8 protein-coding genes and 1 pseudogene are annotated in these 13,699 nt (G+C 71.3%); 5 read left to right on the top strand and 4 right to left on the bottom strand.

Features of this window, described 5'->3' with window-relative positions; translation table 11 throughout:
* Nucleotides 1-6 precede the first annotated feature (6 nt).
* Together E2C04_RS03930 and mfd are read right to left on the bottom strand one after the other, a co-directional pair.
* Complete coding sequence (locus tag E2C04_RS03930; protein WP_135831624.1) at nt 7-726, bottom strand: hypothetical protein; 720 nt, start codon at nt 724-726, stop codon at nt 7-9.
* 11 nt (nt 727-737) lie between these two features.
* Nucleotides 738-4,330 (bottom strand): annotated as a pseudogene (gene mfd / locus E2C04_RS03925) (transcription-repair coupling factor).
* Between the two features lie 268 nt (nt 4,331-4,598).
* Here mfd and E2C04_RS03920 point away from each other — a divergent pair.
* Complete coding sequence (locus E2C04_RS03920) at nt 4,599-5,273, top strand: hypothetical protein (protein WP_135831623.1); 675 nt, start codon at nt 4,599-4,601, stop codon at nt 5,271-5,273.
* Between the two features lie 96 nt (nt 5,274-5,369).
* Here E2C04_RS03920 and E2C04_RS03915 read toward each other — a convergent pair whose 3' ends face one another.
* Entirely contained in the window at nt 5,370-5,960 is a 591-nt protein-coding gene (locus E2C04_RS03915) for an inositol monophosphatase family protein (protein WP_238694416.1), read from the bottom strand.
* A 717-nt stretch (nt 5,961-6,677) separates the two neighbouring features.
* Between E2C04_RS03915 and E2C04_RS03910 the strand changes: the two genes are divergently transcribed.
* From E2C04_RS03910 to E2C04_RS03900, 3 genes are all read left to right on the top strand, one after another.
* On the top strand, nt 6,678-8,519 hold the full coding sequence (locus E2C04_RS03910) for a glycoside hydrolase family 16 protein (protein ID WP_158630585.1): 1,842 nt from the start codon (nt 6,678-6,680) through the stop codon (nt 8,517-8,519).
* Between the two features lie 100 nt (nt 8,520-8,619).
* A complete protein-coding gene (locus tag E2C04_RS03905; RefSeq protein ID WP_135831620.1) occupies nt 8,620-9,909 on the top strand; it encodes a phosphotransferase family protein in 1,290 nt (429 codons plus the stop codon).
* A 9-nt stretch (nt 9,910-9,918) separates the two neighbouring features.
* Nucleotides 9,919-10,818: a sulfotransferase domain-containing protein gene (locus tag E2C04_RS03900; protein WP_135831619.1), complete on the top strand. Its 900-nt coding sequence runs from the start codon at nt 9,919-9,921 to the stop codon at nt 10,816-10,818.
* Here the strand turns inward: E2C04_RS03900 and E2C04_RS03895 are convergent.
* Entirely contained in the window at nt 10,761-12,092 is a 1,332-nt protein-coding gene (locus E2C04_RS03895) for an O-antigen ligase family protein (protein WP_135831618.1), read from the bottom strand. The two genes, E2C04_RS03900 and E2C04_RS03895, sit on opposite strands and share 58 nt — an antisense overlap.
* A 29-nt stretch (nt 12,093-12,121) precedes the next feature.
* Between E2C04_RS03895 and E2C04_RS03890 the strand changes: the two genes are divergently transcribed.
* Nucleotides 12,122-13,684 carry an oligosaccharide flippase family protein gene (locus tag E2C04_RS03890; RefSeq protein WP_338088803.1) on the top strand — a complete coding sequence of 521 codons (1,563 nt, stop codon included), beginning with the start codon at nt 12,122-12,124 and terminating at the stop codon, nt 13,682-13,684.
* Nucleotides 13,685-13,699 lie beyond the last annotated feature (15 nt).

Raw genomic sequence — 13,699 nt, 5'->3', positions numbered from 1 at the left:
CACCGGTCAGCCGCAGCGCTGCGACTCCGGCAGGGTCTCCACGAAGTCGGGCGAGGCGTTCTCGCGGTCGTTGACCTGCGCCCACGCCTTCACCGCCTGGGCGCTCACCGGCACCGAGAGCGACGTGCGGGCGGGCTGCAGGAGCCCCTCCTCGACCACGGCGCCGTAGCGCGGGTCGATGGTCACGTCGACGGTGTCCGACCAGGTGGCAAAGAGGTCGGAGCCACGCTGCTGGACCTGCTCCTGCGTCGGGTTGCGTACGCCGTCGCGCGCCAGCGCCGCGGTGCCCGCACCGTCGAGCACGGAGTTGACCAGGGCCTCGGTGTTCATCGCGGCGGCGAACTCGTCGCGCAGCCGCTCGGGCACCCGCTCCGACTGCGCCTTCCACTGCGCGAGGTCCTGGGCGACCTCGGGGCCGGGCTCCACGTCGTACTCCTCGGCGAGCTGCTCGGCCTGGGCCCGCGCGGTGAGCAGGTTGAGCGCGTACTGCTTGACCTGCATCAGCGCGACCGGCCCGTCCTGCTGGAGCTGCGGGGTGAGGTCGGCGCAGATCGCGTCGGTGGTGTCGTCGAGGGTGGCCTGCGTGATGGTGACGTCGCCGATCTGCGCCGCCGTGCCCGGACCGGTGGTCGTGGTGGTCACGGCGCCACCGCACCCGGTGAGGCCGAGCATCGACACCGCCGCGAGGCCGGTGACGAGGTGACGACGGAGGCGGGGCTGGGTCACGGCTGACTCTCCTACGTGGCAGGCGGTGTGGCAGGCGGTGTGGCAGGCGGTGTGGCGGGCGGGTCGACGATGTGATCGATGACACCTCGCGCCCATTCAAGCAGCACCACGCCAGTTCCCTTGGCCGACCCGAGCGGACGCGGGACGAGAAGGGCGTCGGTCTGGCTGTGCACCTTCGCCTTGGGATACATCCGGTTGAGCCGGACGACGCGGGAGTCGGGCAGCGACCTGACCGGGAAGAAGCGCACGTTCTTGCCCATCACCACGATGTCGGTGAGGCCGGCGCGGCGGGCCCGGGCCCGCAGGCGGGCGACGACGAGCAGCGACTCGACCACGTCGGGCGGGGTGCCGTAGCGGTCGACGAGCTCGGCGCGGATCTCGTCCACGTCGTCGTCGTTGCGCACCTCCGAGAGCCGCTTGTACATCTCCAGGCGCAGCCGCTCCGAGGAGACGTACTCGTGCGGCAGGTGGGCGTCGACCGGCAGGTCGATGCGCACCTCGTCGAGCTCGTCGGTCTCCTCGCCGCGGAAGTCGGCCACCGCCTCGCCGACGAGGCGGACGTACAGGTCGAACCCGACGTCGGCGATGTGGCCCGACTGCTGCCCTCCGAGCAGGTTGCCCGCGCCGCGGATCTCCAGGTCCTTCATCGCGATCGCCATGCCGCCGCCGAGGTCGGAGTGCTGCGCCAGGGTCGCGAGCCGCTCGTGGGCGGTCTCGGTCAGCGGCTTCTCGCTCGGGTAGAGGAAGTAGGCGTACGCCCGCTCCCGCGAGCGGCCGACGCGGCCACGCAGCTGGTGCAGCTGGCTGAGGCCGAGGGTGTCGGCCCGCTCGATGATCATCGTGTTGGCGTTGGAGACGTCGAGGCCCGACTCGACCAGCGTGGTGCAGACGAGGACGTCGAACTTCTTCTCCCAGAAGTCGAGCATCACCTGCTCGAGCTGCTTCTCGTTCATCTGGCCGTGGGCGACCGCGACCCGGGCCTCGGGGACCAGCTCGCGGATCTTGCCGGCCGCCTTCTCGATCGACTGCACCCGGTTGTGGATGTAGAAGACCTGCCCGTCGCGGAGCAGCTCGCGGCGCACCGCGGCGATGACCTGGCGGTCCTCGTAGGCACCGACGTACGTCAGCACCGGGTGCCGCTCCTCGGGCGGGGTGGTGATCGTCGACATCTCCCGGATGCCGGTGATCGCCATCTCCAGGGTGCGTGGGATCGGGGTGGCACTCATGGAGAGCACGTCGACGCTGGTGCGCAGGCGCTTCATCGCCTCCTTGTGCTCCACGCCGAAGCGCTGCTCCTCGTCGACGATGATCAGGCCGAGGTCCTTGAAGCGCACGTCGGGGTTGAAGAGGCGGTGGGTGCCGACGACGACGTCGACGGTGCCGTCGGCCATGCCGGCCATGACCTCCTTCGCCTCCTTGTCGCTCTGGAAGCGGCTGAGCCCCTTGAGCACCACCGGGAAGCCGCTCATCCGCTCGGTGAAGGTCGACAGGTGCTGGGTGACCAGCAGCGTGGTCGGCACGAGGACGGCGACCTGCTTGCCCTCCTGCACGGCCTTGAAGGCGGCGCGCACCGCGATCTCGGTCTTGCCGTAGCCGACGTCGCCGCAGATCAGGCGGTCCATCGGGACCGTCTGGCGCATGTCGGCCTTGACCTCCTCGACCGTGCTGAGCTGGTCGGGCGTCTCGGCGAAGGGGAACGCGTCCTCCAGCTCGCGCTGCCACGGGGTGTCGGGACCGTAGGCGTAGCCCTTGGTCGCCTGGCGCGCCGCGTACAGCTTGATCAGCTCGGCGGCGATCTCCTTGACGGCCTTGCGCGCCTTGTTCTTGCGGTTGGTCCAGTCGGCGCCGCCGAGGCGGTCCAGGCTGGGCTGCTCGCCGCCGACGTAGCGGGTGACCTGGTCGAGGGTGTCGGCCGGCACGTAGAGCCGGTCCGGCGGGGCTCCGCGCTTGGAGGCGCCGTACTCGAGGACGAGGTACTCGCGCGTGGCGCCCTGCACCTCGCGCTGCTTCATCTCGATGAACTTGCCGACGCCGTGCTTCTCGTGGACGACGAAGTCGCCGGCCTTGAGCTCGAGCGGGTCGATCTGCTTCTTGCGCCGCGTCGGCATCTTGCGCATGTCGCGCGTCGACGACTTCTGGCCGGTGAGGTCGTCGCCGGTGACCACGACGCTGCGGGTGCCGGGGTCGACGAGGCCGTGCGCGACCCGGCCGCAGGTGACCGTGACGACGCCGGGCCCGGCGGGCTCGCCGTCCTCGACCAGCGAGGCCGGCACGTCGTGCTCGCCGAGCAGCTCCATCATGCGCTGGGCGGTGCCGTGGCCGGCGTGGACGGTGGTGACGGCGTAGCCCTCGTCGAGCCACGTGCGCAGGTCGCGGACCGCCCACTCGAAGTCGCCGCGGTACTGCTCGGCGGGGGTCATGCCGAGGCTGCGTGACTCGACGGCGCCGGCCAGGGCGTCGACGTCGGTGACCTGCCGCTCCTCGCTGCCGCCGTCGTCGATGCCGAACGGGCTGACCGACCACCAGGCCAGGCCCCGGGTGAGGGCGTGCTCGCGCACCTCACCGATCTCGCGGTACGACGCCGCGCCCAGGTCGATGGGAGCGGTGCCGCCGCTGGCCGCGGCCGCCCACGACGCCCGAGGAACTCCTCGCTGGTGGCGACCAGGTCGTGGGCTCGGGTGCGGGCACGCTCGGGGTCGAGCAGCAGGACCGTGGTCTCCACCGGCATCAGGTCGACGAGCAGCTCCATGTCGTCGACCAGGACCGGGGCGAGCGACTCCATGCCCTCGGCGGGGATGCCGTTGGCGATCTTGTCGGTGATCTCGAGCAGCTGCGGGTGCGCCTCGCCCAGCGCCGCGGCGCGGGCCCGGACCTCGTCGGTGAGCAGCAGCTCGCGGCACGGCGGTGCCCAGAGCCGGGTGACCTTGTCGAGGGTGCGCTGGTCGGCCACCGAGAAGGTGCGGATCTCGTCGACCTCGTCGCCGAAGAACTCGACGCGCAGCGGGTGCTCCTCGGTCGGCGGGAAGACGTCGACGAGGCCACCGCGTACGGCGAACTCGCCGCGCTTCTCGACCATGTCGACACGCGTGTACGCGGCGGCGGCGAGCCCCGCGACGACCTCCTCCAGGACCCGGGTCTCGCCGGCCGCCAGCTCGACGGGCGCGATGTCGGCCAGGCCCTTGACCTGCGGCTGGAGCACCGAGCGGATCGGGGCGACCACGACGCGCAGCGGACCATTGGTGGCGTCGCGGCCCGGGTGGCGCAGGCGGCGCAGCACGGCCAGGCGGCGTCCGACGGTGTCGCTGCGGGGGCTGAGGCGCTCGTGCGGCAGCGTCTCCCAGCTCGGGTAGAGGGCGACCTCGCTGGGGTCGATCAGGTCACCGAGCTCGCTGACCAGGTCCTCGGCCTCACGGGAGGTGGCGGTGACCGCGAGGACCGTACGCCCGGCGAGCGCGAGCCCGTGGACGACGAAGGGGCGCACGGTGCCGGGACCGGTGAGGTCGAGGGCGCGCGTGGTGGCGGCCGCCTCGGTGGCCCGGCCGAGCACGGAGTCGCCCAGCAGCCGCTCGGAGAAGCGTACGAGTGGGCTCGGCAGGTCGGTCAGGGGCCGAAGGGGGGTGGTCACGCTGTCCTCTCGCACACGGATCTGGTCCCACGCGCGAGCGGCGACGTCCGGCCACGCGCGAGGGCGCCGGTCCACTCTACGGGCGGTTCCCAGCGGGCCGCGAGGGAGCGAGGCCGACGCCTGCGGCGGCGTACTCGCAGTACGCGGTCTGGACCAGTGTGTCGGTCCCGGTTGGCGGACGCGAGTCGGGGTAGAAAGCACCCGGCCCGCTTCCTGTCTCGGGCACCACACGTCAGAAAGGCCCTTCATGCGTCTCACCCGCCTCGTCGCCGGCGTCCTCTCCGCCGCGCTCCTCGGCCTGGCCCCCGTGGCCCTCGCCAGCGCCCCGGCCCACGCCGCCAGCTACACCACCGTCACCGAGATCGGCGCCTCGCGCACCCTGATCGAGTACAAGGGCAGCTACAAGCCCTACCTCGAGGCCTCGGTGAAGACCTCGGAGGGCTCGTCCGTCTACTACGGCAACGTCGAGCTCCAGGCCAACGTGGCCGGCGCCGGCTTCAAGACGATCCGCACCGTCGAGGCGAGCGGCTACATCAGCTTCTCCGACGTCGTGCCGGCCAAGAACACGACCTACCGGGTCCTCTACAAGGGTGGGGCCAGCTCCTACGACAGCTACGCTGCCAGCACCTCGAAGTCGCTGACCGTCAAGGTGGCGCGCAAGGTCCGCGCCTCGGGCAACTCCCGCACCTTCGTCGTCAAGGGCAAGGTCACGCCGCAGTTCGCCAAGAAGAAGATCCTCATCAAGGTCTCCAAGCGCGAGAAGCGCGGCTACAAGAACTTCCGCACCATCAAGACGAACAAGAAGGGCCAGTTCAAGATCAAGCTGCCCCGCCGCAAGGGCACCTGGTACTACCGCTTCATCGTCAAGGGCGACAAGAACTACGCCGCCAACGAGTTCGTGATGACCGCTCGCGTCTACTGACGCAGCAGCAACAGGAAGCGCCCCGTCCGGATCACTCCGGGCGGGGCTCTTCTTCGTGCTGCGGTCGGTGGCCGGTAGGTGGCCGGTGAGTCCCGGTCAGCCGACGCCGTGGCGCTTGACGAAGTCGACGATCGCGTCGGCCAGCTCGGGGCGGCAGACGATCAGGTCGGGCAGCTGCACGTCGTCCTTGTTGTAGACGAGCTCGGAGCCGTCGACGCGCGAGCAGAAGAGCCCGGCCGCGCGGGCGACGGCCACGGGGGCGGCGTTGTCCCACTCGTACTGGCCGCCGGCGTGCACGTAGGCGTCGGCGACGTCGCGGACCACGCTCATCACCTTCACGCCGGCGCTGCCCATCGGGACCAGCTCGGCGTCGAGCTCGGCGGCGAGCGCCTCCACGAAGGCCGGGGGACGCGACCGGGAGACGGCGATGCGCGGGCGGGCGGACGTACGCGGCGGGACCACCGACGGCATGGCGGTGTTGAACGTCTCCCCCAGCGCCGGCTGCGCGACGGCGCCGACGGTCAGGTCGCCCTTCTCCCCTGCCCCCTTCTCCCACAGGGCAACGTGCACGGCCCAGTCGTCGCGGGGCGGCTCGGAGAACTCGCGCGTGCCGTCGAGCGGGTCGATGATCCACACGCGGTCGGCCTCGAGCCGGACCCGGTCGTCGCTCGCCTCCTCGGAGAGCACGCGGTCGTCGGGGCGGTGCTCGGCGAGGCGCCGCGATGATCTCCTGGGCCGCCGCGTCTCCGGCGTCCTTGAGCGCCTTGCCCTCGAGGCCCTGCTCGCGCACCTGCAGCAGTCGGTGCCCGGCCTGCTCGGCCACCCACACCGCGAACGCGTGGTCGTCGGAACGGGCAACGGCGGGGATCTGGGCGTCAGTGCTCTCTGTGCTCACCCGCGTCAGCCTACCCAGCCGACCGGTCGACGCCGCGCCGACGAACACGCGGGTTCCGTCGGCATAGCCCGACCGGGTTATGCCCGATCGGACTTAGGTCCCGTTGTCCCGGAAAACCGGCCCAACACGCCGATGACCCATGTGGAATACCTCTCATTGGGTAGGAGCAATTGGCACGGGAGGGAGATTGTCATCTACCTTATTGGGTATAAGCCGTTGAGTTCCCGCGGCATCATCGAGAGTCACCGCTGACTCCACCCGGCTCGCGGCCGACTCTCGTCGCCGCGACTGAGCCATCGCGAAGGACCTCGTCCTCGCGCCTCGTGCAGGGCCCCCGCCCTGCCCGCGCATGGTCCCAGGTCATGCGCGCTCGGAGGTTGTCGCACGCGTTCCCCCGCGTGCGGCCACCAGCACACACAGAAAGGGATACGCACGTGCTCAAAGGCACTGCTGTCCGCGGACTCGGGCTGACTGTTCTGGCTGGTTCCGCACTCACGATCGGCTTCTCCATGCCGACGAACGCCGCCCTCACCGACTCCGGCACCTCCTCGGCCTCCATCTTCCGAGCGAGCGAGCCGGTCCCCCACACGGTCGAGCGCACCCTCACCGACTCGCGCATCACCGAGTCCTCCGGCCTGGCGCGCAGCACCTACGCCCGCGACATGCTCTGGACGCACAATGACAGCGGCGACTCCAACCGCGTCTTCGCGATCAACAGCGTGGGCAAGACCCGGGCCGTCTACCGGCTGCGCGACGCCACCGCCAACGACTGGGAAGACATCTCGTCGGGCCCCGGCCGCAGCATCTGGGTCGGCGACGTGGGCGACAACCCGCGCACCCGCACCAGCATCCAGCTCTACCGGTTCACCGAGCCGAGCTCCGTGCCCACCGACGGCCGCACGGTCGAGGTCCGGCCCACCCGCTACAACTTCACCTACCCCGACCGGGCGCGTGACGCCGAGGCGATCCTCGTGCACCCGACCACCGGTCAGGTCTACGTGGTCACCAAGTCCGAGCAGAGCGCCGGCATCTACCAGGCCCCCGCCAAGCTCTCGACCTCCTCGACCAACAAGCTGACCCGCATCGCCGACGCACCGGCCAACATCACCGCGGCCTCGTTCTCGCCCGACGGCAAGACCATCGTGCTCGGCAGCTACACCCACTCCTTCACCTACTCGAGCTTCGGCTCGACCCCCGTCGTGAGCGTCCTGCCGGACCGCCGCATGGGTGAGTCGCTCGAGGTCGACCGCACCGGCGCGTCCGTGCTGGTCGGCAGCGAGGGTGTCGGCAGCCCGGTCTACAAGGTCGCCATGGCCAAGCCGGGGACCTCCACCCCGACGCCGACGCCGACCCCGACGCCCACGCCCACTCCGACGCCGACCCCGACGCCGACCCCGACCCCGACGCCCACCCCGACGCCGACCCCGACGCCGACCCCGACGCCCACCCCGACGCCGACCCCGACGCCGACGCCGACCCCCACGCCGACCCCGACTCCGACTCCCACCCCGACGCCGACGCCGACGCCCACCCCGACGCCGACGCCCACCCCGACGCCGACTCCCACCCCGACGCCGACGCCGACGCCGACCCCCACGCCCACGCCGACCCCGGCCGGCTGCGTCCCGTCGAGCGCCTGGAAGCAGGAGCTCAACGACAACTTCGACGCCCTCGACCCGAAGGTGTGGAACATCAAGAACGACACCTACGCGTCCAACGAGGACTCCTACCTGCGCGCGCAGAACGTCTCCGTCAACAACAGCATCCTTCGCATCCAGGCGAAGAAGGAGACCTACCGCACCCGCAACTTCACCTCGGGCTACGTGGAGAGCATCGGCAAGTACTCGCTGCCCTCGACCTTCCGGGCCGAGGTCCGCGCCAAGGTGCCGCTCGAGCAGGGCATGTGGGCCGCCCCGCTGTGGTTCCGTCCCACCGACGGCCAGGCCGGCGAGATCGACCTGGTCGAGACCCTCGGCAGCGACGCCAAGGCCGGCCGTGCCGCCGCGCACCACACCATCCACACCGAGTACGGCTCGACCCACAAGCAGTCCGTGCGCTCCAAGAAGTTCTCCGAGCTCCCGGGCGAGGCGACCGGCTGGCACACCTACACGATCGAGAAGACCCCGGGCAAGATCGTGATGTGGGTCGACTGCGTCAAGACCGCTGAGTTCACCAACGCCAACCCCACCTGGTACAACGCCTACTACGACGTGGGTGACCGGTGGAACCTCCGCATCAACCTCCAGGTCGGTGGCACGTGGGGCGGCCTGCCCGACGCCAGCACCGACTGGTCGGGCGACAAGACCGCCATGCAGCTGGACTACCTCAAGACCTGGGTCCCCCAGTCCTGACCAGCATGCGAGGGGTCTGAGCTCCCACCCTCACGAAGCCGTGTTCGGCGCTACCCTGAGCGCCGAGCACGGCTCTCGTGCGTCTGGAGGGAGGGGACACATGCCTGCGTACGACCTGGGTTCCGAGCTGCCCGCCGGCCCCCTCGCCGCGGTCGTCGAGCAGCTGTGGCGCCCGGCCCTCGCGACCGGTGACGTCCGGCTGGTCACCGGCGACGACCCGGAGCAGAGTCCCGGCGACGAGCAGTGGCACACCGTCGAGGCCTACCGAGCGGTGCCCTCCGTCGCCCACGCCCGGCTCCTGGTCCCCGAGGGGTCGCGCCGGCTCGCGGCCGCCGCCGTCGGCAACTACCGCGCCCTGCTCACCACCGGTGCCCACGCCCGGCGCACCGCGCTCACCGTCGGCAGCTGGGCCGGGCTCCCCCTGGTCTCCGAGCGGGTCGCGCTCCAAGCGCGGCGCGGCGTGGACGCCTGCACGCCGGTGACCACGCTGCGTACGCTGCTCGGGGAGCCGGACCTGCACGCGGCGATGCGCGTCAACCTCAACACCAACCGCAAGGCGACGCTGCAGCTGCTCGACAGCACCGGACACCCGCTGGGTCTGGCGAAGTTTGCCTGGGAGCCGCTGTCGGTCGAGGGCGTACGACGTGAGGCCGCCGCCCTGCGCGACCTCGCGACCTCGGTCAGGGTCGCTCGGGTGCCTGCACTGCGCGCACTGGGCGAGCACCACGACCGGCCGGTCGTCGTCGCCGCCCCGCTGCCCACCGACGTACGCGGCGACGGCCCGCGCCGCCGTCCCCCCACGGCAGTCGAGATCCACGACCTCCTCCCCCTCACCCGCCGCGCCCCGGCCCGGCAGCTGGCGATGTGCCGGGCGCTGGCCAACCGGCTCCACGCCCTGGCCGAGGCGCACCCGCAGGACGCCACCGTCGGCGCCGCCCGCGCCCTGCTCACCGACGCCCTCGCCAGCGAGGTCGAGCTCCCCGCCGCCCACCGGTGGCACGGCGACTTCACCCCGTGGAACGCCGCGCGGGACGGCACCGGGACGCTCTGGGTCTGGGACTGGGAGACCAGCGAGCTCGACGCCCCCGCCGGGATGGACGCCCTGCACTGGGCGATCGGCGTACGCCAGGAGACCCACGGCGACCGGTGGGACGGCGCGGTGGTGCTCAAGGCCCAGGCCGACGCCGCCCCGGTCCTGCGCGCGCTGGGCATCAGCCGCGCCGCGTGGCCCACGCTCACCGCCATCCACGTGGCTGCCCTGGCCGAGCGGGTGCTCGCCCACGCCCTGGGCGACGGCGGGTGGCAGGAGAGCTGGATGCTCCGCCCCCAGCTCGACGACATGGTGCGCGTCACCCGTCAGCACCTCCACAGCACCTCCGAATCCTCCTAGGATCTGCGCATGGCAGCCCTCTCCGCGATCAAGGACCGGTCACCGCGCTGGCTCAAGGACAGCGCCAACGTCACGACCCGCGCCTACGCCCGGGCCACGGTGGGGCAGCGGCCCGCGCCCGACTTCCTGATCATCGGGACGAAGCGGGGCGGCACCACCTCGCTCTTCAACTACCTGCTCATGCACCCCGGCGCGCTCGGGCTCTTCCCCCAGAGTCGGGGCAAGAAGAGCACCGACTACTTCTTCAAGGAGCTCGACCGCGGCCCGGAGTGGTACCGGTCGCACTTCCACACCGAGGCCCACCGCGAGCGGATGCAGCGCCGCCTGGGCCACCGTCCGATCAGCGGCGAGGCCTCCCCCTACTACCTGTGGGACCACCGGGTGGCCGGTGAGGTCCACGCGATCGCACCCGAGGTGAAGGCGATCGCCCTGCTCCGCGACCCGGTCGAGCGCGCCTGGTCGCACTACCACGAGCGCCGGAAGAACGGCGTCGAGCCGTTGAGCTTCGTCGACGCGCTGGCCGCCGAGCCGACCCGCCTCGAGGGCGAGCTGGAGCGGATGGCGGCCGACCGGACCTACTACAGCGAGGCGCACGACTGGTACACCTACCGCTCGCGCGGCATCTACCTGCCCTCCCTCGAGAACTGGTGGTCGACCTTCGGCCGCGAGCAGCTGCTCGTCCTGCGCAGCGAGGACCTGTACGCCGACGTGCAGGGCACCTTCGACACCGTCTGCGAGTTCCTGGGCCTGCCCCAGCACCGGCTGCCCGACACCAAGGCCTTCAACGGCATCGCGCCGTCAGCGATCGACGACGACGCGGTGCGTGCCGAGCTCGCCGAGTTCTACGCGCCTCACAACGCGGCGCTGGAGGCCGCGCTCGGTCGTTCGATGGGTTGGACTGCTCCCTGACCCGTCGGTGGCGCAATCTCCTCCTCGCCCCGGAAGGCGAGCGCCGCCACCGGCAGCATGACCGCCAGCCCGTGCGGCAGCAGGCCGTAGTAGACGTGCTCGACCAGCCCGACCATGAGCACCGAGCTCAACGCCATGCCGAGGGCGTCGTGCCGCCGGAAGACCTTGGACAGTGCCACCAGGAAGAAGGCCACGAAGAGGACGACCGCCATCGGACCGAAGGAGACCAGGAGCATCCAGATGTAGCCCTGGGTGCCCACCGGCGCCTCGAAGGGGTTGGCGGGTGGCTGCGGCGCCCCGTAGCCGAAGATCGGTGAGCCGGGCACCAGCGCCAGGGCCTGCTCGTACAGGCTCAACCGGGTGGTCGTGCTGTTGCCCTCGGGCGGGAGGCGGTTGTTCATCCGCTCCGCGACCGGCAGCACGTTGTAGAGGACCAGGCCGACCAGGCCCAGGCCCAGCACCCCGACGATCGCCTTGTAGTGCCGCTGGAGCGCCAGCCGTACCGCGACGTAGACGATGGTCAGGCCGATCCCCAGGAACATCCCCCGGTTCAGCGTCAGCAGGGCGGGGACGGCCGAGATCGGGAAGAGCGCCAGCACGTACCAGTAGCGCCTGGTGCCGCGCACCTCGAGCATGTAGACCGCCACGAGCGGCAGCAGCATCGAGTACACGTTGCCCCAGTTGTTCGTGTACAGGAACGGCACGTTGGGGCGCGGCTCGAACTGGTTGTAGCCGTCGTCGAACTGCGACAGCGGCCGGACGACCATGTCGTGGATCATCGGGTTCTGCAGCAGCCCGCCCGGGATGACCTTGCTCATCGGGGTGGTGAACTCGGCCGCCGGGAAGAAGATCCCGAGGTAGCCGCCGATGACGAGCGTGATGAACCAGAGCGTGAGGATGCCCGTCACCCTCCGCACGGTGAGCGTCGTACGCGCGTTGTAGACGTACAGGAAGATCACCGTGAGCGAGTAGTAGAGCGCCAGACGGTAGAGCCCCCCGATGAGGTCGCCGCCGGAGGCGACGCGGAGCGTGGCGAAGGTGATCCACACCATGAGCAGGAGCCACACGCCGAAGCCTCGCGGCGCCTGGACGTGCCCCCGGGAGACGAGCTGGTAGGCCATCACCCCGGCCGCGGGGATCCACATCGAGTCGGAGAGCCCGAGCGCCCACCACAGCAGGAACGGCCCGAAGAGCCAGAGCAGCGGCCACGCCGGAAGGGGCCGGGTCGGCACGGCAGCGTCGGCCCCTGACGGCTGGGACACCACTGTGCTCACGGGCACCTCAAGTCAAAGCGGGCGGGTCAGTGCGCTTGTACTATAGGCACGGTCGCGGCCCGGTGGGGGGTGACTCATCCATCGGGTCCGTCAGGGGGAGGGGCGCCGCCATCAGCACCACGGAGGAGAGGCCGAGCCAGGAGCTCGGTCGAGCCGCGCGGGGTGCCGCCGTCGTGCTCGTCGGCTCGGCGCTGAGCGCCCTGCTGGGATTCGCCTTCGTCATCCTCCTCGGTCGACTGCTGGGCGCCGACGGCTCCGGCGTGGTGCTGCAGATGGTGGCGGTCTTCACGATCGCCCTCAGCATCGGCGCCCTCGGCCTCGACACGGCCGCGATCTGGCTGCTCCCCCGGCTCCGCCAGGAGCAACCCGAGCTGGTCCGTCCGGCGCTGGTGGGCATGGTGCTCATCGGCCTGGCGTGGTCGTGCCTCGTGGTCCTGGCCTGGTACGCCGTCTCCACCTTCCTGCCGCTCGACGAGGTCGGATCGACCCTCGACCTGGCGGCCCCGTTCCTCGTGGCAGCGGTCCTGCTGACGATCTTCGTCGCCGGGACGCGGGCCCTGGGCACCGTCTACCCCTTCGCCGTCATAGACCGCACCCTGGTGCCCGGCCTGCGGCTGCTGCTCCTGGCCACCGGCGTGCTCGGCACCGGCACGCTGGCCGTCACCGCGGCCTGGACCCTGCCCTGGGCGGTCGGCGCGCTGGTCTCGCTGGCGACGCTGTGGGTCGTCGTACGCCGCCGCTCGGCGCCCTCCGAGCGGCTGCTGCCCTCCCGCGACGTCGTACGCCGCATCCTCACCTTCGCCGTGCCGCGCACCGTCTCCAACGGCCTCGACCAGACCTTGGTCTGGGCCGACGTGCTGATCGTCGGTGCGCTGGCCGGAGCGGCGGCCGCCGGCATGTACGGCGCCGCCGCCCGCTTCGTCTTCGCCGGCTTCATCGTGGTCACGGCGCTGCGGATCGCCGTCGGCCCCCGCTTCAGCGCCCTGGTCGGGTCGGGCGACCGTACGACGCTCTCTGAGCTCTACTCGGCCACCGCCGGGTGGGCGCTGCTGCTGGGAGGCCCGGTCTACGTGACCCTGGCGATCTTCTCCCCCGTCGTGCTCGGCTGGCTCGGCGACGACTTCGACGGCGCGCGCCCCGCGATGACGTTGCTCTGCGTGGGTGCGCTGGTGCTCGTCGGTGCGGGCAACATCCAGACGCTGCTGATCATGACCGGTCGCAGCGGCCTGGTGATGGTCAACAAGTCGGTGGTCGTGGCCGTCAACATCGTCGCCAACCTCGTCCTGGTGCCCCGCTGGGGCATCGAGGGCGCGGCGGTGGCCTGGACGGCGAGCATGCTGCTCGACACGGCCCTGGCCGCCGTCCAGGTCCGCCGGACCACGCACGTCAAGCTGCCCTGGCGCCCGGCCGTGCGCGTCCTGGCGGCGTTGACCGTCTGCGTGGCGGCCCCCCAGCTGCTGGTGGCGAGCGTCCTGGGCCAGACCACGCCCGCCCTGGCCGTCGGCATCGCCGCGGGCGGTGTCGCCTTCGGCGCCTACCTGGTGCTCGACCGGCGCCACCTCAAGCTGGACCAGGTGCGGGCCCGAGCCTGAGCCCGGCGCGCAGCC

Source organism: Nocardioides daphniae (assembly GCF_004777465.1).
In the GTDB taxonomy this organism is placed as follows: Bacteria; Actinomycetota; Actinomycetes; order Propionibacteriales; family Nocardioidaceae; genus Nocardioides; species Nocardioides daphniae.
This window is presented reverse-complemented; position numbering and strand designations above follow the sequence as displayed.

Coding starts and splice junctions, on each gene's coding strand:
- E2C04_RS03905 (WP_135831620.1), top strand. CDS start 8,620: ATGCCTGCGTACGACCTGGGTTCCGAGCTGCCCGCCGGCCCCCTCGCC.
- E2C04_RS03900 (WP_135831619.1), top strand. CDS start 9,919: ATGGCAGCCCTCTCCGCGATCAAGGACCGGTCACCGCGCTGGCTCAAG.
- E2C04_RS03910 (WP_158630585.1), top strand. CDS start 6,678: ATGCCGACGAACGCCGCCCTCACCGACTCCGGCACCTCCTCGGCCTCC.
- E2C04_RS03920 (WP_135831623.1), top strand. CDS start 4,599: ATGCGTCTCACCCGCCTCGTCGCCGGCGTCCTCTCCGCCGCGCTCCTC.